The organism is Thalassospira xianhensis MCCC 1A02616, from assembly GCF_003326475.1.
GTDB lineage: Bacteria > Pseudomonadota > Alphaproteobacteria > Rhodospirillales > Thalassospiraceae > Thalassospira > Thalassospira xianhensis.
The window spans coordinates 243,506-266,609 of the sequence record NZ_JPWA01000002.1 but is presented as its reverse complement, the minus strand read 5'-3'; the positions used below and the strand labels follow the sequence as shown (position 1 = coordinate 266,609).

Below are 23,104 nucleotides of genomic sequence, written 5' to 3'. Positions count from 1 at the left end.
AGGAAGAAGCGCGTGACGCACAGACATGCATCAAGTGTCGATTTCCTCCCATTCAGGCTGTCGGCTGTTATTGTTCTTCTGACCGGTCGTTGCCGGGAGTGCCGTTTGCCTATGACGCAAAATCTAAACGAAAAAGCTGTCAGTTTGCTGTCTAGGGTCAAATTTTTAATTTTCGAAGTCGTATTCGGTGTTATTTAGGCAGAATGCGTATCCTGATCGTAGAAGATAACCTTGTTCTGGCTGACAAAATCGCTGCCGCCCTAAGGCAGACCGATCATGCTGTCGATCTGGTTCATGATGGTGAAGATGCTCTTCGACTTGTCCTGCAAGAAACCTTCGATCTGCTGATTCTCGATTTGTCGCTTCCGGGACTGGACGGGATTGAAATTCTGAAAACCGTGCGCGCGCGCAAAATCAATTTGCCCGTCATGATCCTGACCGCGCGCGGCAATCTGGATGAACGTGTCGCTGGTCTGGATGCCGGGGCAGACGATTATATGGTCAAACCGTTCGAGTTATCTGAACTCGAAGCCCGTGCCCGCGCACTTCTACGACGCAATATCGGACAGCGTAATCCAAGCGTCTCGATTGGAAAGCTGACATTCAATTCAGTCGACCGATCCGTCACGATTGATGGGCAACCTGTTTCACTAACGCCGCGCGAACGTGGTGTGCTGGAAATCCTGTTGCTGAATGTAAGCCAAGTGATCAGCAAGGAAAAAATCGCCCTGCATCTGTTTGGCTTTGATGATGAGGCCAGCGTAAAATCAATCGAACTTTACATCAGTAGACTGCGTAAAAAGATTGCATCAGGGGATGTCGAAGTCCGGACTATTCGTGGGCTTGGTTATATGATCGACGAATGACCGAAAACTCTGCCGCCACATCAACATCATTGCGCGCAAGGCTCCTGCGCTGGCTTTTGCTGCCTGGATTAATGCTGGCATTCGGGCTGTTGGCCAAAAACTATCTTACCGTCAGCGAAATGGCCAATCGTATTCAGGACAGGCTCCTGATTGCACTGGCGGTAACGATTTCAGAACACGCAATCAATTCAAGAGGCGATTTGCTATCGCGTGATATCGAGCTGCTGCTGGAGCAGTTCACCCGCGAAAACACTTATTACCGGGTGCAGGGTCCGGACGGGGCGTTTGTGACCGGGGATTCTGGTCTGCCGCGACTGCCCGATGGCATTACTTTGGAACCGGGTGTCCCCCATTTCTATAACGCACACTATCGCAACGAGGACGTACGCGCGGTAACCATGAAATATCTGGTTTCCAATCCGTCGTCGAACATCTATGGCTGGGTCACCATTGATGTCAGCCAGACCCGTCGTGAACGCGACAATCTGATTTATGAAGAACTTCTGGGATCGACCACTGATTTTCTGGTTTTAATGTTTCTAGGCGGCGTTTTTGCGTGGATCGGCGTTTCACGCGGACTTGCCCCCTTAAGACGCCTTCAACAGGCAATCCGCCGCAGATCAACTGACGATTTACGGCCAATTCGCCATGCCATGCCCAAGGAGGTCACCGAGGTTGTCCGATCTCTGAATGCACTTTTGGCGCGTCTGGAAAGTTCAATCACGGCCAATCAGCGTTTCATCGCCGATGCGTCTCACCAATTGCGCACCCCGCTTGCAACCGTCCAAGCCGAAGCAGAATGGGCTTTGCGCAATGCCAGCGACCAACAAGACCGCCAAGCGCTTGAGCGTATCGTCAGTCAAACCCGCCAGACCGCCAGACTTGCCAACCAGCTTCTGAATCTCGCGCGGGTATCACCGGAAGGCCGAAAGGCTGTCCGCTACGAAAAGACAGATCTCTTGGCCCTTGCCGCCTCGGTGACATCCGGGATGGTTCGCCACGCAATCCGCCACGATATTGATCTTGGCTTCGACGATCAAAGCGAGGGCATGAACTGTGAAATTGAAACAGGAAACGAAGTTCTGCTTCAGGAAATGCTTGGCAACCTGATCGACAATGCCATTGTTTATGGCACTCCCGGTAAGATTGTTACGGTTCGCGTCATTGGTCGCGGCGTTGCTGTCGGTCCGATTTTAGAGGTTGAAGACAACGGCCCCGGCATCCTGGAAAAAGACCGCGACATGGTTCTGGAACGTTTCGTACGCCTTGATGAGCAAAACGGACAAGGGTGTGGCCTTGGTCTGGCTATTGTCAAAGAAGTTGCCGACGCACATCAGGCCGTTATGTCCCTTGAAGATGGCAAAGACGGTGTTGGCCTGAAGGTGCGGATTGCATTCCCACGCTAGACGGTTCTATCCCTCATGTTGCAGACAAAAGACCCGCACGACATGTGCCGGTCTTTTGTCTTTAGAAGTTCAGGCCGCTTTCTTGTCCTGACAAACGCCCACCACCTGCTTGTGATCGTTCTTTTCGACGGCAAACACAATCAGCGCGATCAGGCGATAAAAACCATGCACAAACTTGCCATATGGCATGGACAGAAACAGCGTCATCACAACACCAAGATGGATGCTTAACATCACCCCGACATATTGCGTATCACGCACAAACATCAGGCAAAGTCCGGTCAGACTTGTCAAAAACAGCAGAACCAGAAAACTGACATCCATACCCTTGTTCGTTTTGCCTTTCGGGGCGGCATCTGCCCTGGCCTTCAGGATCAGCAGCCCCGCAGGCCCCACAATAAGACCAAGTCCTCCCAGAATGCCAAACAGTTTGGGCAGGCTTAAATACCCGTAAGGTGCGGGAAGATCGAAGCCATAATGCAAGACCGTGGCCGACGATGTGGCAGCAAAGCACAGCATGAAGCCCCAGAATGTCATCTGATGGAACCACCGCCTTGCCATAGAGGGCGTTTCGCTTGGATACGAGCATCCCTGCCCGTTGCCACCATCCAGATATTTCAGCGAAAGAGCATCTTTGATCCCCTGCATGACGCGGGGATAATCAAGCCTGAAAGGACCTGGCAAATTGATTGTCCGCCAGAATTTAACAATCGAAACCACCAGCGCAAGCAGCACAAATCCACCGACCGCACCAAACATTGCGGCCAGGACATCATGCGAAATCACGCCGTAAAATGCGTTGTCGTGCGCTGAAAAGAAATCATCCCCGGTTAGAATGGCCGTTCCGCCCAGAAAAAGCGTGATCACAACGATTGACAGAAAACTGACCCAAAGACCGTTATTGGCAAACAGCTTGCCCATAAAGCCCGGCCACGCATAAACGCCATAGTTTTCCTGCCTGAGCTCCGCCATCGCGGCCGGAACGTTAAGCTGAAATTCGTGTGGCGGCGCATATTGGCAATTGTGATAACAGGCCCCGCAGTTATGGCAAAGGTTTGCCAGATAATCGAGCGTATCGGAATTGAATTCCAGCCGCAGTTCCATCGCTTGGAAAACGGCACAATGTCCCTCGCAATAACGGCAGGCATTGCAGATCGACATCACGCGGGCGGCTTCGGTTGTTTTATCGGTTGAGCGCATAATCGGCAGCCTCCCTTCCTGCAATTCGTCCAAACACATTTCCAATCGTCATGCCAATCCCGGCAAGATATCCCTGGCCCAGAACGTTTCCGGCCATAATTTCACCCGCAGCAAAGATGTTCGGGCTTTCGGTCCCGTCGGCCATCTGCATCTGCGCCTTTTCGCTGACTTCCACCCCGAGATAGGTGAATGTGATGCCCGGCCGCAGGCAATAGGCGCTATATGGCGGATGATCGAGTGTCCGCGCCCAGTTGGTCTTGTTCACCACAAGCCCGCTGGTATGAACCCCATCCAGTTCGGTATGATCAAATTTTCCCGGTTGAACCGCCGCGTTATAGTCGGCAACGGTTTTCTCAAGCGTCGCGGGATCCAGACCGATCTTTTGGGCCAATTCGCCAATCGTATCGGCGACCACCGCCGGGAAAACGGGGGGCATAAAGGCACCGCGCGCCTTCTGGTCAATAATCACATGGGCCACCTGATCAGGTTGGTCCGCAACAAGGCGGCCCCAGATCGCATATCGCTTTGGCCAGAAATCCTCGCCTTCATCATAAAATCGCTCGGCATTCCTGTTCACCACAATGCCAAGCGACACGCAGTCAACCCGCGTGCAGATTCCGCCGTCAAACTTTGGCGCGCGCCCGTCAATTGCCACCGCATGGCACTGATTGGGTTCCCCGATCTGCCGGGCCCCGGCATCAAGCAGCATGCGCAGCAAATCACCACGATTATAGGGCGTCCCCCGGATCAGGAAATTTTCGGCAATGTCGCCCCATGCCTCTTTCAGCCACTCGATATTCGCTTCAAATCCGCCGGCTGCCGCAACGAACGCATTTGCCGAAATGGTGTGATCACCCACCTGAAGGCTTTTAAATCTTCCTTCCGAAATCTCTACGGACGTGACCATCGCATCGTAATGAACTTCAACGCCAAGCTTATCGGCATGCCGATAAAGGGCGTTTAACAGTTGCTTGCCCCCGCCCATGAAGAACGCATTCGTTCGGCCCAGATGCAGGGTTCCGCCAAGTGGTGGCTGGAACTGCACACCGCGCGCCTCAAGCCAGTCAACGGCTTCTGTCGATTGGCGCAGGGTCATGCGGGCGAGTGTTTCGTTGGTTTTCCCCTTGGTCACCCGCATCAGGTCATCCCAGTATTCCGCCTCGTCATAAGTGCCGCTTAAAACCGACAAGGGGCCAATATGCATGGGTCGCAAATTGCGGGTATGGCGGGTATTCCCGCCGCGATGGGTTCTGGGTGCCCCTTCCAGCAGACAGACGCGCGCGCCTTTTTCCGCAGCGACGATCGCGGCAATCAGCCCCGCCTGCCCGCCGCCCGCGACAAGGACATCATAATGATCGGATTCAGTTTTCACGGCGTCTCCACCTCTTTTCGTATTTTAATGGATACTTTTGTATACAATTGTCTCCAACCTTGAGATTTCAGCATGCTTGTGTCAAGTTAAAAACCAGACAGAACAAAGCAGGTGCCTTCTCATGAGCCCAGATTCCGCCGATCACCAGCCCCGTGGGGAAGTTGCCTATCAAAAGCTTCTGGCAGCCATCCAGCATGGCGAACTCAAGCCGGGGACCCGAATCCGCGAGGTGGAAGTTGCTGAAAGGTTTGGAATCAGCCGCACCCCGGTGCGCGATGCCATTCGGCGTCTGGAAAGTGATGGTCTGCTGATCCACATGCCGCGACACGGGGCCGTCATCAAGGAACTCGATCATCGCGAAGTGATCGAACTGTATGAAATTCGCGAAGTTTTGGAAGGAACAGCCGCCCGCTATGCCGCGCGCCACGCATCAGAGCTTGAAATCGCCGAACTGGAAGATCTCAATGAACTGATGTTGAAAAACGGGCAGGACCCGGTGAAAGTTGCAGAAGCAAACCGGCTGTTTCATCAGGCGCTGTATAGAACGGCGAACAATCGCTATCTTATTGATGCACTTAATTCTTTATCGAATTCAATGGCGCTTCTGGGCGGTACGACGCTTCAATATGACGGCCGCCCCGAAAGTGCCTATCAGGAACATAAGAACATTATCGACAGCATCCGGTCCGGCAACGCCGATCAGGCCGATACCGATGCAAGACATCACATCCGAAGCGCTCAAAGGCTGCGGATCAAGCTATTGCGTGAATAACCAGCCCAGTTAAGACTGGAATGGTCGCATCCCCGAATTATGAAAACCGACAGAAGGAAGCTCTCGCACACTTTCAACTGTCTGGAAGGTTTCGGTATCAACAAAACCGGTATCCAACCCCCGGCTCGTTTTCGATATAGGTCGGGTTCAACGGATCATCGCCAAGTTTCTGGCGCAGATGGCCGATATAGATACGCAGATAATGAGTTTCACTTTCCTGCGCAGGTCCCCAGATTTCGCGCAAAATATGTTGATGGGTCACAATCCGGCCTGCGTTACGCGCCAGCAGGGTCAGGAGTGCGAACTCCTTTTTGGTGAGTTTCAATTCGTTCTCACCCTTGAAAACCCTGTGCGCGGCCAGATCGATCTTCAGATCGCCCGAAACAATCTCGCTACTGGTCAGGTCTTCGGATTTGCGGCTGCGTAAGATAACCCGCACCCGTGCGATCAATTCGGCAATGCCGAACGGCTTGGTCACGTAATCGTTTGCGCCACGGTCCAAGGCAGTCACTTTTTCTTCCTCGTTGGCGCGCACGGAAAGAACGATGATCGGGACCTCACTCCATTCCCGGATTTTCGCCAAAACCTCCTGCCCATCCAGATCAGGCAATCCAAGATCAAGAATGACAAGATGCGGGGTCTCAAGAGCGCATTTCTCGATACCAGACTGGCCGTTCTCGGCCTCGATCACCTCATACCCTTGCGCGCCAAGGCTGATCCGCAGGAATTTACGAATTTGCGGTTCGTCATCAATGATCAGCACTTTCGCCTGATCGTGCATGTCAGTTTCCTTCCGCACTGCCATCCTGCAAATCCTCGTCATCCTCTGCAACCGTCGGCATCGCGGTCATCGGCAGGGTTATGGCAATGGTTGTGCCCACACCCTGCGGCCCGTCGAGTGCAACGATACGTCCGCCATGCGCCTCGATAAAACCACGGCAGATCGACAATCCAAGCCCCGTACCCGCCACCTGGCTATCGCCTGCGCGAACACGATAGAAAACATCAAAAACAGCCTGCCGGGCTTCGGCCGGGATACCGCGCCCGTTATCCGATATCTCAATCATCATCCGTGTTTTATCTGCGTTGGCACTTACTGTAATCCGACCGTTTTCGGCGGTATGCTTTACAGCGTTATCAAGAACATTGAACAAAACCTGTTCGATCAGAACCGGATCAAGCTGGATCGGGGACAGATCGGGCGATATTTGCACGTCAAAGGATCGCGTCCCGGCATATTTGCGGACATGCTTAACCGCACGACCGATGATCTCGGCCAGATCGGACCATTCCTTTTTCGGCTGCAAGGCACCATAGCCAAGCCGCGTCATATCCAGAAGGTTCTGGACGAACCGGTTCAGACGTTCGCTTTCCTCAAGGATGGTCTGGGTAAGCTGCCCGCGATCCTCTTCTCCCATGCTGTCGCCATAGCTTGATAATGTCGTCGCCGACCCGATGATCGATACCAGTGGGGTGCGCAAATCATGTGATACCGAAGACAAAAGTGCCGCGCGGAGCTGCTCGGTCTCGCTCAGCAATCGTGCTTCTTCGATATCGGTCGCAAGACGGGTACGCTCAACAGCAACCGCAACCTGATCGACAAGCGCCTCAAGCAGGCGACGCTGGGAAGGCCCCAATGTGCGCGCATCTTCCCTGAAACGGACACCAAGAACACCAAGCGGTCCCTGCGGGGTATTCACCGGCATGAATAGCCATTCTGCGGTCGGCAGGGTTTCCGATCGCCATCCGGCCGGTTTGGAATGCTCCCACGCCCATTCGGCGGCCCCCCAATCTTTTAGCCCCAACTGGTCTTCCGGCGGGTAGGCTGCGGTAATTTCCAACGATCCGTCCGCACCCGGCTGCAGGACCATCGACTGGCAGTCAAGCGTCGCGGCCACATGATGCACAGCCGCCCACAAAACATCGTCAAGCGACGCCGCCGCTGCAATCTTGCGACTGAAATCATATAGATTGGCCGTGCGCTTGCCGCTGGTTTTCATGGCGTCGACCTGAAGGCGCAGACGCCCTGCCAGATTGCCAACAATGACAGAAACAATCAGGAAAAATACGATGGTAATCAGTTGTTCATGATGGAACACCGACAGCGTGTAATAGGGAACAGTGAAGAAGAAATTGTAGGAAATGAAAGACAGCAGACTGGCGGCAATCGACGGCCACATGCCGCAACGGATTGCAGTTAACAGTACCGCCAGAAGATAAATCAGGGACAGATTGCCAAGCGGCACATAGCGGTCGGCAAAAAGTGCGGCAGCGGTTGCCACAGTAACGCTGCCAAAGACCCATGAAAGGCTGCGTGATCGCCAGCTTCCGGGCTCGAACGGATTGTCCGAGATCAGCGAACGTTTCTTCTCATCCGCGTCCGCGGCAATGACCGTAACATCAAAACCCTCGGCATTCTCAAGCAGCTTGCGCGCCACATTTTCACGCAACAATCCGGTCCAGCGTCTTCGCCTTGGCCGTCCGATCAGAAGACGCGTGACATTGCGTTTGGACGCCAATGCGGAAATCTCGCGTGCCAAATGGGATTCCGCCTGAAGCGTGACAATTTCCGCCCCCAACTGTTCCGCCAGACGCAGTGCTTCGGCAATGTCATCTTTTTCGGCATTCGCCATCCGGTCGTCGCGTGGTGTTTCGACATGCAAGGCGATCCACGGAACACGCTGGCGTTCTGCCATCCGCTTGGCCGTGCGCACCAGCTTTTTGGCCACCGGACTTTCATTCAGGCACACCATCAGGCGGTCCTGCGTCGGCCATGGGCCGCTGACCGCATGGGTACGCATATATTCCAGCATCTGCGCATCAATGCGTTCGGCGGCAATACGCATCGCCAGTTCGCGAAGTGCGGTCAGATTTCCCTTGCTGAAGAAATGCCGGAGCGCGCGCCCCACCTGATCGATGACATAAACCTTGCCATCGCGCAGTCTTTGCAACAGATCATCAGGCGGCAAATCGATCAGTTCAATTTCATTGGCTTTTTCAAGGAAACTGTCGGGCAGGGTTTCGCGTACGCGAACACGTGAAATCCGGGCGACAATATCGTTCAGGCTTTCAAGATGCTGGATGTTCAGCGTCGTATAGACATCAATCCCGGCATCAAGCAGCTCATCGATATCCTGATAGCGTTTTTCATGGCGGCTGCCCGGCACATTGGTGTGTGCCAGTTCGTCCACAAGGGCGATTTCCGGCTTGCGCCAGATGATCGCGTCAATGTCCATTTCCCCAAAAACACGGCCCCGATGCAAAAGCCTCTTGCGCGGCAATGCTTCAAGACCGCGCAAGAGGTTTTCGGTTTCCACGCGCCCGTGGGTTTCGACAATGCCGACAATAACGTCACGCCCCTCCTTCCGCCGTTCCTGCGCGGCCTGAAGCATGGCATAGGTCTTTCCGACGCCCGGATAGGCACCCAGAAAGATCTTGAGCTTGCCCCGATCATCCTTGCGGGTCTGTTCCAGCAGGGCTTCGGGGGATGGACGGTCCTCTTCGTCGGTCATCTTGCGTCGATCAAAGCCTTTCGTATTTATCCTGTCATATCAGAACCATCGGCGGATCACCCGGATAAATCGCCGATAGACTGACAGCACCTTGCTCCGGAGCCAGACAGCGCGCATTTCCTCTGCCTCGCGCTGAACCTGTCTTTGCCGGGCACCGGACTGCCGAAAGACAGCCCGATACCCTGTATTTTTGGAATAATCCATCGGATCAGGACGACATTTCGTCCAGAGCCAGATTCAACATCAGAACATTGACCCGCGGCTCTCCGATCAACCCAAAGGTTCTATCCTCAATATGGGCTGCAACCAGTTCCTCCAGATCATTGAGCGGGATGTTTCTGGCTTTAGCGACCCTTTCCATCTGGAAGCGGGCACTTTCGGGCGAGATATCGGGGTCAAGTCCGCTGCCCGATGCCGTCAGCAAATCTATTGGCACCGGGCGATTGCCGTTTTCCGCCGAAAGATCAAGGGCACGGACCTTGATCCCGTTGACCAGTTCCCGGTTCGTCGCCCCAAGGTTGGAACCACCGGAATTATCCCCCTCATAGCCATCGCCGGCATAGGAAGGACGCGGATGGAAATAACGGTCACTTTCAAACTTCTGGCCGATCAGGCGCGAACCGACGACAACGCCATCCTTTTCAATCAGGCTGCCATTGGCTTCTTCCGCGAACAGTCCCTGCCCGATCCCGGTCATTGCCAGCGGATAGGCAACACCGGTTATCACCGTCATCACAGCAGCCATGCCAATGGCCGGACGTAACAAGTTCAACATGACAAATTCTCCGTTAAACCAGACCGACGGCATTGATCAGAAGGTCAATGACCTTGATGCCGACAAAGGGAACGATCAGGCCACCAAGGCCATAGATCAGAAGATTTCGACGCAGCAGCGCCGCCGCACTGCCCGGCGTAAACCGTACCCCGCGCAGAGCCAGCGGGATCAGGGCGATAATGATCAGGGCATTAAAGATCACCGCCGAAAGGATCGCGCTTTGCGGGCTGGCAAGCCCCATGATGTTCAGCGCACCAAGCTGCGGATAGGCCGCAATGAAAAGCGCGGGCAGGATCGCGAAATATTTGGCAACGTCGTTGGCAATCGAAAATGTTGTCAACGCGCCCCTGCTGATCAGCAACTGTTTGCCGACCTGGACGATCTCGATCAGCTTGGTCGGATCGCTATCAAGGTCGACAAGGTTGCCTGCCTCGCGTGCAGCCTGGGTGCCATCATTCATCGCAACCCCGACATCTGCCTGTGCTAAGGCCGGCGCATCGTTCGATCCGTCACCGCACATCGCCACCAGACGCCCGCCTTCCTGTTCCTGACGGATCAGTTCCAGTTTCTTTTCCGGCGTTGCCTCGGCCAGAAAATCATCCACCCCGGCCTCGGCAGCGATTGCGGCGGCCGTTAACGGGTTGTCCCCCGTAATCATGACGGTCCGGATGCCCATGGCACGCAGTTCAGCAAACCGTTCGCGAATGCCCGGCTTGATGATGTCTTTCAGATGAATGACACCCATGATCTTGTGGTTTTTCGCGACCACAAGCGGCGTACCACCTGATTTGGCGATGCCATCAACGATCCGGCCAAGTTCGGCAACCTGCGGGCCCGCTTCGGCATATGCCCGCATCGCATCCCCGGCACCTTTACGATATTCATCCTCACCGATATCCGCACCGGACATACGGGTTTCGGCACTAAAGGCAATCGCCTTGGACAGTTTCGATTTATCACCCCGGAAATCAAACAGCTTGCCTGCCAGTTCGACAATCGATTTGCCCTCTGGTGTGTCATCGGCAAGCGATGCGATTGCCGCGGCTTCCGCGACTTCGCGATCTGTGACACCTTTGAGTGGCACAAACTCGTCGGCCATACGGTTGCCAAAGGTAATGGTTCCGGTTTTATCAAGCAGCAGCGTATCGACATCGCCCGATGCCTCAACCGCACGCCCGGACTTGGCGATGACATTGGCTTTGACCAGACGGTCCATACCGGCAATCCCGATGGCAGACAGCAAACCGCCGATTGTTGTCGGGATCAAGGTCACCAGCAACGCAATCAGAAACGCCATCGGGATCGACGTCCCCGAGAACAGCGCGAACGGCTCAAGCGTGACGACGACGATCAGAAAGATGATCGACATGCCGACCAGCAGGATATTAAGCGCGATTTCGTTTGGGGTTTTCTGACGCTGCGCGCCTTCGACCATGGCGATCATACGGTCAAGAAAGCTTTCGCCCGGTTTGGCGGTGACACGGACTTTAAGCCAGTCCGACACAATCCGCGTCCCGCCGGTTACCGCAGACCGGTCCCCTCCACTTTCGCGGATAACCGGGGCAGATTCACCGGTAATTGCAGATTCATCGACCGAGGCAATCCCCTCTACAATCTCGCCATCGACAGGGATGACATCGCCCGCCTCGACCAGTACAAAGTCACCAGGCGAAAGACGGCTGCTTGCGACCATTTCAACAGCGGTCTTTTCCCCGTTGCGAAGCTTTTTTGCCTGGGTTTCCTTATTGGTTGACCGCAGGCTATCGGCCCGTGCCTTGCCACGACCTTCGGCGACCGCCTCGGCAAAATTGGCAAACAGGACGGTAAACCAAAGCCAGACGGTAATCTGGATCAGGGCAGACAGGTCCGGGCCGCCCGTCATGCCGGTATGGATACTGATGACGGTTGCCATCACCGCACCGGCCTCAACCATGAACATCACCGGATTGCGGATCATGATCCGCGGATCAAGCTTGCGAAACGCCTCGATACTGGCAGTCCGGACAAGCGCCCCGTCCAGCAGACGGGAATTTTCTGTTTTCTTCATTTTCTGTACTCCTCCGGTCAGTAGGCAATTCCGGCCAGCATTGCGAAATGCTCCGCAATCGGGCCGAGTGCCAGTGCCGGGAAGAAAGTGAGGCCGCCGACAATCAGAATGACGGCAATCAGAAGGGTAACGAAAAGCGGACCATGGGTCGGGAATGTGCCGCCCGAAACGGGAACGACATTCTTCGTCCCGAGCGACCCGGCAATCGCCAGGATCGGAATGATGAAGCCATAACGCCCCAGCAGCATCGCAATGCCCTGCAAGGTAGTATGGAACGGCATTCCGGCCCCGAACCCGGCAAAGGCCGAGCCGTTATTGCCCGTCGCCGAGCTATAGGCATAAAGGATTTCCGAAAGCCCGTGCGGACCGGCATCCTGTACTGCCGTCATAGCGACCGGAACGGTCGCCGACAGGGCCCCGAATACCAGAATGCCGATCGGCATGGTCAGGATGGCCAGAACAGCCAGCTTGATCTCGCGGGCTTCGATCTTCTTGCCCAGATATTCCGGCGTCCGCCCGACCATAAGTCCGGCAATGAAAACCGTCAGAACAACAAACAGCAGCATGCCGTAGAAACCGGCACCGACACCGCCATAGACGATTTCACCAAGCTGCATGTTCAGCATCGTTACCATGCCGCCAAGCGGTGTCAGACTGTCATGCATGGCATTGACCGATCCGTTCGACGCAGCAGTTGTCGCTGTCGCCCACAGAGTGGAATTCAGGATACCGAAACGGGTTTCCTTGCCTTCCATATTGCCCGGATCGGCAATAATCTTGCTGGAATTTGTCAGCAACGCATTGCCTGCCTTTTCCGCACTATAGGTCGCGGCAAATCCACCGACAAACAGCACAGCCATCACCGCGAAAATCGCAATGCCCTGGCGCTTGTCATTAACCATCTTGCCAAACAGGAAACAAAACGCCGCCGGGATCAGCAGGATATAAACCATCTGAAGCAGATTGCTCAGCGCTGTGGGGTTTTCGTAAGGATGCGACGAATTGACGTTAAAGAAGCCGCCACCATTGGTGCCAAGCTGTTTGATCGCGATCTGCGATGCGGCCGGCCCCTGAGCCAGAACCTGCTTTGTGCCCTCAAGCGTGGTTGCATCGACATAGGAATTCAGGTTCTGCGGAACGCCCTGCGACATCAGGAAAATTGCTGCGATAATCGAAAGCGGCAGCAGAATGTAAAGAACCCCGCGCGTCATATCGACATGGAAGTTGCCGAGATCACGAACCTTGCGTCCCGCAAACCCGCGGATCACCGCAACGGCAACCGCCATGCCCGTTGATGCACTGACAAAGTTCTGCATGGTCAGTCCGACCATCTGACTGAAATAGGACAGTGAGGTTTCACCGCCATAGGCCTGCCAGTTGGTATTTGTGACGAAACTGACCGCCGTATTGAACGCCAGATCGGACGACATCGGCGCCAGCCCGGCCGGATTCCACGGCAAAAGATGCTGCAAACGCAGAATGGCAAACAGCAAAACCCATCCAGCCGCGTTAAAGGCCAGAAGGGTCACGGCATATCGCGACCAATGTTGCGATGCCTGCGCATCGATACCGCAAATGCGATAAATGACTTTCTCAACCGGCTTGAAAACGGGGGACAGCAAAACCCGCTGCCCGCTGTAAACCCGGTACATATACCCTCCCAGCAACGGGGCGCACGCCAGCAGGATCGCGCAATAAAGCGCGAACTGGCCGAGATCGGTTGTCATCGGGAACTCCGTCCTAGAATTTTTCAGCCCGGATCAGGGCGTAAAACAGATAGACAATCAGCGCGGCCGATACCGCGCCGCCAAGAATATAACTGATCATGGAACCTCCTAGATCCGGGCGCAGCCGCGTACCGCAAGCCCGCACATGGCAAAGGCACCCAATGCCAAAACGACATAGATCAGATCGAACATGGGATACTCCTGTAGTGTTCGGATCAACTGCTACAGGCTAGGAGGGAGAGCCGTAAAAATACGATGGCAGAAAAATGTTCTGGCCGGTGTTCGGCATAAAAAATGCGTAAAATCCCGATGACAGCGCACGGCGGTGCCTTCAGAACGGCTGTGATTGCTGCACAGGCAAAACGTCATAGGACCGATTTATTATGATAAATCAGCCCATTAGGGAATTTCATCGAAAAATCTTGGTGCCATAAATGTTGACGCGGATTGTCTCAAAAGATGACAAAAACCTGCAGGATTGACAAAGAAGCTGACATTTCTCTCGCAACCACTTTTCGGAACTTAAAAAGAATCCGGCACACTCGGCAAGCTTGCCAAGTTTGCCAAGTTTGCTTGACAGTTTTCCGATCATTATTTCTCTGGCTGAAGTTTTAAGCCCGAACCTGGTTGTTTCAGATGGGCAACATCCCTTTCGAGACGGTCTACTCGCTGCTCCAATTTAAGCAGATACTCACCCTCAGGATCGTCAACCCATTGAATTTTCCCCAACCAGCTCCGACATCTTTTCCATAACCGCCGAAACATTCCAGGTTCTCCTTTTTGTCCGACTTAGGCCCGGGCTTTTGCAGAATTGGATCTCTACTGTAACCGGGCACAAATGCTACGACAGATTGTCCAAGGCGTTGCAAAGTTCACCCAGCGCATTTTCACCGGAAATCCGGCTGCCCAGGTCCGCCTCAAATCCTTCCATAAGTTCGCGTGCCTGCCCCAGAAGAAACGTCCCAGCCGGGGTAAGTGAAAGCCTTTGGGCACGACGATCATGACGATCTTCATCCCGAACAACCAATCCACGTCGCACTAACGGTGCAAGATTGGCCGTAATCGTTGCGTGGTCCTTTGCAAGGAACTCTGCCAGATCTTTCTGGCGAAGATCGCCATCCAAGCCGATGGCATCCAAAATCATCAATTGCGAACCGGTTATTCCGGTCGACTGCAAGACACTGTTAAGGCGCCTTGAAATCACACGGCTGACACGCTGCAAAACAAAGCAGAAACGTCCGGATAACGGCATGTCGTCCTTTTCCGGTATCGGATTTGTCACCGACGAATTCCCCTTATTCTGCGGCATTGTCCCGGCGATCTTCATGGCGGAAAATGTTTGCAGGCGCATGTCCCATTTCAGGTGTCGGTTGGATCCTGAACCAAACAGCATAAAGCGCAGGCAGGAAGAGCAGGATGAGAACAGTCCCGGCCGCAGTCCCCCCAATCAGCGTGTAAGCCATAGAGCCCCAGAACACCGAATGGGTAAGAGGAACAAAGGCCAGAACAGCCGCAAGAGCCGTCAGGATGACCGGTCGCGCGCGCTGGACGGTTGCCTCGACAACAGCATGATAATCATCAAGCCCCGCAGCGCGGTTATCCTTGATCTGCTCTGTCAGGATCAGGGTGTTACGCATCAAAATCCCGGCCAGCCCGATCAACCCCAAAATGGCGTTGAAGCCAAAGGGTTGATTGAAGGCGATCAATGTCGGAACAACCCCGACAAGCCCCAATGGGGCAGTCAACATGACCATGGTCATTGTCGACAGGCTCCGGACCTGCAGGATGATAACGATCAGGGTAGCAGCAATCATTGCCGGGAAGATTTTTGCCAGCGCATTGTTCGCCTTGACTGATTCCTCGATGCTCCCGCCCATTTCAATGCGATATCCGACCGGAAGAGACGCGATCAGCGGCTGAAATGCCTCCATGATCTGCTTTGACACCTCTGGCGGCTGGGTTGCCTCGTTGATGTCCGAGCGGACCGTGATCACCGGTGTTCGATCACGCCGTTTCAGGATCGGTTCTTCGAGCTGTATTTCGGTTCTTCCGATCTGATCAAGCGGAATTTGCTGACCATCCCGGCTCATCAGCGAGAAATCTGCAAGCCGGGCAGGATCAAGACGCGTTTCCCCGGCACTGCGTGCCACGACAGGCACATTGCGAATGTTTTCGCGAACCTGCGTCACCGGAATCCCTGTCAGCAGGAACTGCATCTGCTGTGCCGCCTCAGTCGGTGACAGGCCAATAAGATTGAGACGATCCTGATCCGGTGTGAAGCGCAGGACCGGCGCACGGTTGCCCCAGTCGCGATTTGCCTGTCGGACATCGGGAATCTTGCGCATGATCTCCAGCGCCTTTTCGGAAATCTCGTAAAGCTTTTCCGGCTCAGGCCCGGTGATGCGAAACTCGACGGGGAACGGGGTATAGGGACCGAATACAAGTTGCGTAACACGAACATAGGCTTCCTGTGCAAGCCCGTCGGATACAGCCTTCCGAAGTCGTTGTTTCAGTGCCTCCCGCCCTTCTGCATCCGGTGTCAGGACGACGATCTTGGCAAAGGACGGATCAGGAAGTTCGGGCGCCATGGCAAAGAAGAAGCGCGGCGCACCCTGCCCAATATAACTGGTAACGATCTTTGCCTCGGGCTGTCGTTGCAGCCAGTTTTCAATCTTCTCGACCGCTGCCGTTGTGGTTTCGATACTCGTTCCTTCGGGCAGGCGCACCTCAACCAGCACTTCGGGGCGATCCGACGTCGGGAAGAATTGCTGCTTTATAAGCCCCATTCCAGCGCCAGAAAGAAGAAAAGCAAAAACAACAGCAGCACATGTCAGGAACTTGTGACGCACGGCATAACGGATCAGCCCGCGAAGGCGCCGATAGCTCGGTGTGTCATAGATCGCATGATGCCCGCCCTCGACCGGTTTGATCGCCGGCAGCATCTTGACGCCAAGATAGGGTGTGAAAATCACAGCTACGAGCCAGGAAACAATGAGTGCGAAACCGACAATCCAGAAGATATTGCCGGCATATTCACCCGCACTGGACTTGGCAAAACCGACCGGCATCAAACCAATAATCGTCACCAATGTACCAGAAAGCATCGGAGCTGCAGTATGGCTCCAGGCATAGGCGGCCGCCTTGATGCGGTCCATGCCCTCTTCCATTTTGACCACCATGACCTCAATGGCAATAATGGCATCATCGACAAGCAAACCAAGCGCCAGAATAAGCGCCCCAAGTGTGATGCGATCGAAAAACCTGCCGGTTTCGAGCATGATCAGAAAAACAACGGCAAGGGTCAATGGCACGGCAGCGGCAACAACGATGCCGACCCGCCAGCCCAGACTGATCAGGCTCACCAGCAAAACAACCCCAAGCGCCATAGCGAATTTCATCATGAATTCGCCCACGGCAGCGTTGATATTCACAGCCTGATCACTGACCTTCTCGAAACTGATACCAAGCGGCAAGGTATTGGCGATGGCAGCAGACCGGTCTTCCAGTGCTTCACCCAGTTCAAGTCCGTTCCAGCCCTGCTGCATCACAACTGACAAAAGAAGTGCCGGTTCGCCGTCATGACGAATAATGTAGGTCGGCGGGTCTTCATACCCACGACGAACTTCTGCGACATCCGAAAGCTTCAGCGTGCGGCCACCAGCAACAATCGGCGTATCGGCGATGGTCTGGATGCTGTTATAGGCACCATCAAACCGAAGGAAGACCTGTGGCCCGCGTGTATCGATTGAACCGGCTGGCGTGACGGTGTTCTGGCGTTGCAAAGCACCCGCGATCTCCTGCATCGATATGCCGAGTGTCGCCAGCTTCGCATAGGAGAATTCAACGAAAATCTGTTCCGCCCGTTCGCCAAGAATATTGATCTTCTTGACGCCGGGAACATGCAAAAGGTCCTGACGGATCGTTTCGGCCTGCCGGACCAGATCGCGCATCGGCATACCCTGAGCCTGCAAGGCATACAGGGCAAAACTTACGTCCGAATATTCGTCATTAACGAATGGACCGACAACGCCGGCCGGAAGATTGCGAGCTTCATCCCCCAGTTTCTTGCGTGCCTGATAGAACTCCTCATCCACTTCGGATGGTGGAGTGCTGTCTTTCAATGTAACGGTAAGAAAGGCATATCCGGGCCGGGTTATTGTCTCGACACGATCATACCATGCCAATTCCTGAACCCGCTTTTCCATCGGCTCTGCGACAAGGTCCTGCATCTCGCGCGCGGTTGCTCCGGGCCATGCGGCTGTGACCGTCAGCGTCTTGATGGTAAAGGATGGATCTTCCGCCCGGCCGAGATTTACAAAGGCGTAAATTCCGGCTGCGGCAAGCAGGAGGATGAAGAATAATGTGACAGCTCTCTCGCGAACGGCGAGCGCGGAAAGATTGAAACGCATCAGTTCGCTGCCTCTGCCTGAAGAGTCGTTCGGATTGCAGTACCGTCCGCAAGCAGATGCGCGCCAAGGGCAACAATCTCCTGCCCTTCATTGATTCCGATGACAATTGCGGTTTCTTCGCCAAGCTTCCTGATCTGTACCGGTACAAACTGCACAGAGGCGGAATCCTGCGTGATCTTCCAGACACCCGTTCGACGTCCATCGTCCAGAACCGCGCCAATTGGGATAACGACACCTGCTTGCTGATCCTGACTGGCAATAGATACCGTCACTGTTGCGCCGAGCGGTGCCAAGGCCGCGTTGCCTTCCAGCACATAACGGGCCTCATAGGTCCGGGTCAGCGGATCGGCGGCATCGGAAATCTGTCGCAGACGTGCATTACCTTGAGCTTCCTTCTTTCCATAAATACTGGCGACAGCTACTGATCCGATTTCAGGGCGGATCGTTTCAGGAAGGGCAATAACCGCCTCGCGCGGCCCGGCATGGGCAAGCTGAATGACGGTTTGCCCTGCAGCGATGACCTGCCCCGGTTCACCAAGTGTCGCAACCACAGTTCCGTCGGCATCGGCGAGTAATGTGGAATAGGCAGCAGCGTTTTCCGCAACTTCCGCATCCGCTTGCGCAGCAGCCAATTGAGCTTGTGCCGTATCGCGGATCGCCTTGACCTGTTCATAACGTTGCCGACTGGCCGCCAGCCCGTCCTTGACCAGCGCGGCATATCTTGCCTCATCGGCCTGCGCCTGAACGAAAGATGCGCGCGCGGCAGCCACAGCATTGCGTTTTGCCGTCAGGGCAAGCTGCAAATCCGTCTCGTCAAGTCGCATCAAAGGCTGCCCCGCTTCGACCTGCTGTCCGACATCGACAAAACGTTCGACAATCTTGCCCGGCACGCGGAATCCCAGATTGCTTTGAATCCGCGCAGCAACGGTGCCCGTGAAAGAACGCTCAGCCCCTTTGACAACTGTCGCCCTGGCGACTTTTACCAAAAGCGGCACTTCGCGAGGATCTGTCGCCGCCGACGCTTCGCCAGGCGAGGGTTGCGAGAGAAAAGCAACCCCGATCACCCCGACAGTTGCCAAGGCAACCGCACCAAAAAGAAATAACCGTTTGCGCCTCATGACAAAGCCTTTCACTGGAAAACTGATCGTTAATTTAGATTACATGCGACATCATTAATTCATTTAGATGTTGATCGCAATCTATTTATGCGCACCAGTTCGAACTCGCATGAAAACAGAGGCGCTCTTCGGTCTCTTGCACCGAGACGTGAAAACATATATAGATGTTAGTTGAAATCTAACCACAGGTATCAAACAATGCGTGTCAGTCGTGAACAAGCTGCCCTAAACCGTCAAAACGTGATCGACGTCGCCAGTCGCCTGTTCAGGGAACACGGGTTTGACGGGATTGGCCTTAAGGATCTGATGAAAAGTGCCGGCCTAACCCAAGGCGCTTTCTATAAGCAGTTCACCTCAAAGGAAGACCTTGTTGCACAGGCTTCACAACGTGCTCTGGAGGGGTCGACAGAACGATGGACCGAAGCTGCCGAGGAAAACCCGGACGACCCGCTTGATGCCGCGATCGAATTTTATCTCAGCGAAGGTCATCAGGCAGAAAAAATGGACGGCTGTCCGATCGTCGCACTCGGTGCAGATGCCGCCCGACAAAGTCCTGACGTCAAAGCTTCATTTGAAGCAGGCGTGAAGGCTCATCTTGAAGTTCTTGGCCGAATGATTTCCGCAACCAGCGCAGCAGAGCGGGAAGAGAAATCAATTGCTATTCTGTCGATGATGGTTGGTGCCATGACATTGGCCCGCGTTGTCAACGACCCGGAAATGGCAAAATCGTTTCTGGATGCGGTCGCCCGAAAGGCCCGGGAAATCGCCTAGGGTTTCGGACGAACACGTTCTGCAACATGTCTGGCGGCCTCGGCGACCGCTGCCAGACATCACGTCACTAATCACAGGGCTTCAAGCGCCAATGCAATCCCCTGTCCGCCGCCGATGCAAAGTGTAACTAACCCCTTTTTTGCGCCATCCCGTCGCATGGAGTGCAGGAGACGCGTGACCAGAACGGCCCCTGTGGCCCCGATGGCATGGCCATGCGCAATGGCACCTCCCTCCACATTCACAATATCCTCGGGCAGCCCCAATTCTTTCATGACGGCAAGCGGCACGGCTGCAAATGCTTCATTGATCTCCACACGTTCCAGATCGGATATCGTCCAGCCGGCACGGTCTAGCGCCTGACGCACGGCAGGGACCGGCCCAAGCCCAAAAAGACCCGGCTCAACCGCCCCAACACCATAAGCGACAATGCGGCCAATTGGATCAACACCCGCAGTTTCGGCAAACTCTCGCTCTGCAATAACCATCGCAGATGCGCCACTGTTAAGGCCCGGCGCATTGCCCGCAGTGATGGTGCCTCCTTCTCTGAAGGCAGGCCTTAACCTTGCCAATCCTTCCAGACTAGTTTCCGGTCTTGGTGCTTCATCGAGTACAAATTTCTCGTAGCTGTTTTTACTTTTAACCGTGACGGGAACAATCTCGAACCTAAATTTGCCAGCACTGCTTGCCTGGCAGAAAAGACGTTGTGATCGCTCGGCCCAACGATCCTGATCCTCACGGGTCAGTCGCGCATAGGTCACCAGATCTTCCGTGTGCCAGCCTGAATGCCGCCCAGAAAAGGCATCGTTCAAACCATCGCGAAGCATACTGTCGACACCCGCGACATCACCCATGCGATACCCCTGGCGTACGCCTCCTATCAGGTGCGGCGCAAGGTCCATGTTTTCCATACCGCCCGCAATCGCCGCATCATGAAGACCCAGTTCGATTTCCTGAGCCACCGTCACGATCGCCTGCGCACCGGAACCGCAAACTCGGTTTACCGTATAGGCAGGCACCGAGACAGGTAAACCTCCACCGATTGCGGCCTGACGTGCCGGGTTCATTCCATTTCCGGCTTGAATGACATTCCCCATAACCACAGAACCGATCTGCCGGGCATCAAGCCCGGAGCGTTCCAGCGTTTCTCGCACCACGATTGCACCAAGCTCCACAGCAGGCGTGTTTTTTAGCGCCCCTCCGAAGGCCCCGATCGCCGTTCGAGACGGATATGCAATAACGACCTCTCTTTTTTTCATAATATTCTCTTCAATTCTCGATTTAGGTAAGAAGTCTGCTCAAGGGTTCCAAAGCTGTTGTCATCTACTGCTACGAGAAGTGCAGGAACAGACTGCACTCAACATTCGATCACGCCGCTTCTTATCTTTCATGTGCGGGGCATCTCTTTGAACTGACGCCCCAGTACAACCGGAATGAAGGCAAGGATGGCCAATCCCGAAGCAATGGTAAGAACAAGGGCAAGAGAACTAAGCGGCGGAAGTGGCAGGATGCTGGCGAATGACGCCCCGATTGCAGCACTGCTCATCTGCAAGAAGCCCAGCAATGCAGACGCTGAACCCGCCTGCCGATCGAACGGATGAAGCGCGATAGCAGTACCGAGCGGATTGATCAGCCCCATACCGAGCAAATACACCGCGATTGCAATGGTAAAAGATATGAATGAGGGCGCCAGCGCAAAAGCAAACATCGACAGACCACCGAACAGAGCAATCAAAAGGCCCGCCATCCCGACCCGTCGCTGTCCCCAGCGATGGGCCAGCCGTGGTGCAAGAAAACCGGCTACAAACACAATCAGAACTGTTGCGGCAAATGACAATCCAAGTTCGAAAGGCGAGAGGCCAAGAACATCAAGCAAGATCGATGGTGCCGCAGCAAAGAAGGTGTATAGCCCGCCAATAATCATGCTTAGTGACAATGCGGGAAAAAGAAATCGACGATTTACAATCAGCCTACCGTACGGCGTCGCAAAACTCGAAATCCTCAGCGGTGTCCTGAGAGCCAGAGGAAGAGTTTCACCAATACGCAGCCCGTAGAATGCCGCAAGCGCCATTGCGACGATCGCAACCACAAGGAAGATGGGACGCCAACCGAACAATCCGTCCAAGGCGCTACCAAGCAAAGGCGAAAACCCGGGTGCCGCGGCTCCCGCGATCATAGTGAGAGATAGGGCTCGCGCAAGAACTTCGCCATCGAACAAATCACGCGCAATTGCGCGCGACAATACCGAAGCGGCACAAGCCCCAAAAGCCTGGATAACACGGCCAAACACCAGAAAAGACAAGCTGTCAGCGACGGCGCAAACAATGCTTCCAGCGGCAAAGACCGCAAGCCCTCCCAATACCAGCCATTTGCGTCCAAAGTGATCGGCAAGCGGTCCCGCCAGCAGCTGACCGACGGCAAAAGCAACAAAAAAGCTGCTGAGCGTCAGACCAAGTTCGCGTGACGAAACATCAAGACTGACCGCCATTCCGGGGAAGGCAGGAAGAATGATATTGGTTGCCAACGTCCCCAATGCAGCCAACCCCGCAAGCGGTAATACCGTTCCCTTGGACAGTCGATATCCTGATGTTGCGGAGGGTCTTGCTGAAGATACCGAACTCACGCTTTGCATGGCACGATCATGCATGATGACGTTCCGTGTACGTGGATTTTTCCATCTGCATTCTCAATCCGGCCTTCCAAGGTAATGATGGTTCGACCACGCGCAATCACCTGGCCCGTCACATGCATCACGCCAGAATGAATGGATATCGGGCGGATGAACTTGGCAGTGGTTTCCAGTGAAGGACAGGTCTCACCGGGGGCAAGTGTCGTCTGGGCAGCAAGTGACATCGCTGTATCAAGCATTGTCATCGCCCACCCTCCATGAATGGTATTCGTCAGATTGCAACAACGGGCCTCAGGTATGGCCTGTAGTTCAATCCTCCCTTCCTCGGGAGGAAGTAACGTAAAGGGGAGTGTTTCTGCCATTGAAGGAGGGCTGAGCGTGCCATCCGCTAATCTGGAAACGACCTCAAGCCCTGTGCACGCCATTAACTCTGGCGCGGAAACCTGACCATTCCTGAACGCCACCGAGGATGATCCCGTCATGTATGTGATCCTCTCTATTAA

At 54.7% G+C, this 23,104-nt stretch carries 18 protein-coding genes; 4 read left to right on the top strand and 14 right to left on the bottom strand.

The window, feature by feature from the left end:
* Positions 1-203 precede the first annotated feature (203 nt).
* Together TH5_RS03595 and TH5_RS03590 are read left to right on the top strand one after the other, a co-directional pair.
* Complete coding sequence (locus TH5_RS03595; RefSeq protein WP_114120691.1) at positions 204-866, top strand: response regulator transcription factor; 663 nt, start codon at positions 204-206, stop codon at positions 864-866.
* Entirely contained in the window at positions 863-2,272 is a 1,410-nt protein-coding gene (locus tag TH5_RS03590) for a sensor histidine kinase (RefSeq protein WP_114120690.1), read from the top strand. The genes TH5_RS03595 and TH5_RS03590 overlap by 4 nt, the downstream gene beginning before the upstream one ends.
* 69 nt (positions 2,273-2,341) lie before the next feature.
* Here TH5_RS03590 and tcuB read toward each other — a convergent pair whose 3' ends face one another.
* The gene (tcuB, locus tag TH5_RS03585; protein WP_208638394.1) at positions 2,342-3,472 is read right to left on the bottom strand and encodes a tricarballylate utilization 4Fe-4S protein TcuB; all 1,131 of its coding nucleotides are present in this window, start codon (positions 3,470-3,472) and stop codon (positions 2,342-2,344) included.
* Positions 3,456-4,844 carry an FAD-dependent tricarballylate dehydrogenase TcuA gene (tcuA, locus tag TH5_RS03580; RefSeq protein WP_063095511.1) on the bottom strand — a complete coding sequence of 463 codons (1,389 nt, stop codon included), beginning with the start codon at positions 4,842-4,844 and terminating at the stop codon, positions 3,456-3,458. Before tcuA ends, tcuB begins: the two co-directional genes overlap by 17 nt.
* Before the next feature lie 121 nt (positions 4,845-4,965).
* Here tcuA and TH5_RS03575 point away from each other — a divergent pair, with 121 nt between their 5' ends.
* The gene (locus TH5_RS03575; RefSeq protein ID WP_037992798.1) at positions 4,966-5,616 is read left to right on the top strand and encodes a GntR family transcriptional regulator; all 651 of its coding nucleotides are present in this window, start codon (positions 4,966-4,968) and stop codon (positions 5,614-5,616) included.
* Positions 5,617-5,713: 97 nt separating this feature from the next.
* Here the strand turns inward: TH5_RS03575 and TH5_RS03570 are convergent, their stop codons facing one another.
* The 9 genes from TH5_RS03570 to TH5_RS03525 form a co-directional block, all read right to left on the bottom strand.
* Entirely contained in the window at positions 5,714-6,421 is a 708-nt protein-coding gene (locus TH5_RS03570; protein ID WP_244204809.1) for a response regulator, read from the bottom strand.
* Complete coding sequence (locus tag TH5_RS03565; RefSeq protein ID WP_114120687.1) at positions 6,399-9,128, bottom strand: sensor histidine kinase; 2,730 nt, start codon at positions 9,126-9,128, stop codon at positions 6,399-6,401. The genes TH5_RS03570 and TH5_RS03565 overlap by 23 nt, the downstream gene beginning before the upstream one ends.
* Positions 9,129-9,336: 208 nt before the next feature.
* Complete coding sequence (kdpC, locus tag TH5_RS03560; RefSeq protein ID WP_114120725.1) at positions 9,337-9,903, bottom strand: potassium-transporting ATPase subunit KdpC; 567 nt, start codon at positions 9,901-9,903, stop codon at positions 9,337-9,339.
* A gap of 13 nt (positions 9,904-9,916) precedes the next feature.
* Positions 9,917-11,950 carry a potassium-transporting ATPase subunit KdpB gene (kdpB, locus tag TH5_RS03555; protein WP_114120686.1) on the bottom strand — a complete coding sequence of 678 codons (2,034 nt, stop codon included), beginning with the start codon at positions 11,948-11,950 and terminating at the stop codon, positions 9,917-9,919.
* 17 nt (positions 11,951-11,967) lie between these two features.
* Positions 11,968-13,677, bottom strand: a complete 1,710-nt coding sequence (gene kdpA / locus TH5_RS03550; RefSeq protein WP_114120685.1) for a potassium-transporting ATPase subunit KdpA — start codon at positions 13,675-13,677, stop codon at positions 11,968-11,970.
* A 13-nt stretch (positions 13,678-13,690) separates the two neighbouring features.
* Positions 13,691-13,777, bottom strand: a complete 87-nt coding sequence (kdpF, locus tag TH5_RS26130) for a K(+)-transporting ATPase subunit F (RefSeq protein WP_084716446.1) — start codon at positions 13,775-13,777, stop codon at positions 13,691-13,693.
* A gap of 741 nt (positions 13,778-14,518) precedes the next feature.
* Positions 14,519-14,959, bottom strand: coding sequence for a MarR family winged helix-turn-helix transcriptional regulator (locus TH5_RS03535; RefSeq protein ID WP_167443448.1), 441 nt, complete (start codon positions 14,957-14,959; stop codon positions 14,519-14,521).
* A 13-nt stretch (positions 14,960-14,972) separates the two neighbouring features.
* Complete coding sequence (locus TH5_RS03530) at positions 14,973-18,086, bottom strand: efflux RND transporter permease subunit (protein ID WP_114120682.1); 3,114 nt, start codon at positions 18,084-18,086, stop codon at positions 14,973-14,975.
* On the bottom strand, positions 18,086-19,204 hold the full coding sequence (locus tag TH5_RS03525) for an efflux RND transporter periplasmic adaptor subunit (protein ID WP_114120681.1): 1,119 nt from the start codon (positions 19,202-19,204) through the stop codon (positions 18,086-18,088). The genes TH5_RS03530 and TH5_RS03525 overlap by 1 nt, the downstream gene beginning before the upstream one ends.
* 198 nt (positions 19,205-19,402) lie before the next feature.
* On the opposite strand from TH5_RS03525, the gene TH5_RS03520 reads away from it, so the two are divergent.
* Positions 19,403-19,975 (top strand): TetR/AcrR family transcriptional regulator, encoded by a 573-nt coding sequence (locus tag TH5_RS03520; RefSeq protein ID WP_114120680.1) that lies wholly within the window; start codon positions 19,403-19,405, stop codon positions 19,973-19,975.
* Positions 19,976-20,046: 71 nt separating this feature from the next.
* Here the strand turns inward: TH5_RS03520 and TH5_RS03515 are convergent, their stop codons facing one another.
* From TH5_RS03515 to TH5_RS03505, 3 genes are all read right to left on the bottom strand, one after another.
* Positions 20,047-21,231, bottom strand: coding sequence for a thiolase family protein (locus tag TH5_RS03515; protein WP_114120679.1), 1,185 nt, complete (start codon positions 21,229-21,231; stop codon positions 20,047-20,049).
* 128 nt (positions 21,232-21,359) lie between these two features.
* A complete protein-coding gene (locus tag TH5_RS03510) occupies positions 21,360-22,619 on the bottom strand; it encodes a multidrug effflux MFS transporter (protein ID WP_244204808.1) in 1,260 nt (419 codons plus the stop codon).
* The gene (locus tag TH5_RS03505) at positions 22,592-22,963 is read right to left on the bottom strand and encodes a PaaI family thioesterase (RefSeq protein WP_114120677.1); all 372 of its coding nucleotides are present in this window, start codon (positions 22,961-22,963) and stop codon (positions 22,592-22,594) included. Before TH5_RS03505 ends, TH5_RS03510 begins: the two co-directional genes overlap by 28 nt.
* Positions 22,964-23,104 lie beyond the last annotated feature (141 nt).

Bases quoted from the DNA above. Each gene is read 5' to 3' on its own strand.
- TH5_RS03520 (WP_114120680.1), top strand. From the start codon at position 19,403: ATGCGTGTCAGTCGTGAACAAGCTGCCCTAAACCGTCAAAACGTGATC.
- TH5_RS03595 (WP_114120691.1), top strand. From the start codon at position 204: ATGCGTATCCTGATCGTAGAAGATAACCTTGTTCTGGCTGACAAAATC.
- TH5_RS03590 (WP_114120690.1), top strand. From the start codon at position 863: ATGACCGAAAACTCTGCCGCCACATCAACATCATTGCGCGCAAGGCTC.
- TH5_RS03530 (WP_114120682.1), bottom strand. From the start codon at position 18,086: ATGCGTTTCAATCTTTCCGCGCTCGCCGTTCGCGAGAGAGCTGTCACA.
- TH5_RS03575 (WP_037992798.1), top strand. From the start codon at position 4,966: ATGAGCCCAGATTCCGCCGATCACCAGCCCCGTGGGGAAGTTGCCTAT.
- kdpA (WP_114120685.1), bottom strand. From the start codon at position 13,677: ATGACAACCGATCTCGGCCAGTTCGCGCTTTATTGCGCGATCCTGCTG.
- kdpF (WP_084716446.1), bottom strand. From the start codon at position 13,777: ATGATCAGTTATATTCTTGGCGGCGCGGTATCGGCCGCGCTGATTGTC.
- TH5_RS03570 (WP_244204809.1), bottom strand. From the start codon at position 6,421: ATGGCAGTGCGGAAGGAAACTGACATGCACGATCAGGCGAAAGTGCTG.
- TH5_RS03565 (WP_114120687.1), bottom strand. From the start codon at position 9,128: ATGACCGACGAAGAGGACCGTCCATCCCCCGAAGCCCTGCTGGAACAG.
- kdpC (WP_114120725.1), bottom strand. From the start codon at position 9,903: ATGTTGAACTTGTTACGTCCGGCCATTGGCATGGCTGCTGTGATGACG.
- TH5_RS03515 (WP_114120679.1), bottom strand. From the start codon at position 21,231: ATGAAAAAAAGAGAGGTCGTTATTGCATATCCGTCTCGAACGGCGATC.
- TH5_RS03510 (WP_244204808.1), bottom strand. From the start codon at position 22,619: ATGCATGATCGTGCCATGCAAAGCGTGAGTTCGGTATCTTCAGCAAGA.
- tcuB (WP_208638394.1), bottom strand. From the start codon at position 3,472: ATGCGCTCAACCGATAAAACAACCGAAGCCGCCCGCGTGATGTCGATC.
- kdpB (WP_114120686.1), bottom strand. From the start codon at position 11,950: ATGAAGAAAACAGAAAATTCCCGTCTGCTGGACGGGGCGCTTGTCCGG.
- TH5_RS03505 (WP_114120677.1), bottom strand. From the start codon at position 22,963: ATGGCAGAAACACTCCCCTTTACGTTACTTCCTCCCGAGGAAGGGAGG.
- TH5_RS03525 (WP_114120681.1), bottom strand. From the start codon at position 19,204: ATGAGGCGCAAACGGTTATTTCTTTTTGGTGCGGTTGCCTTGGCAACT.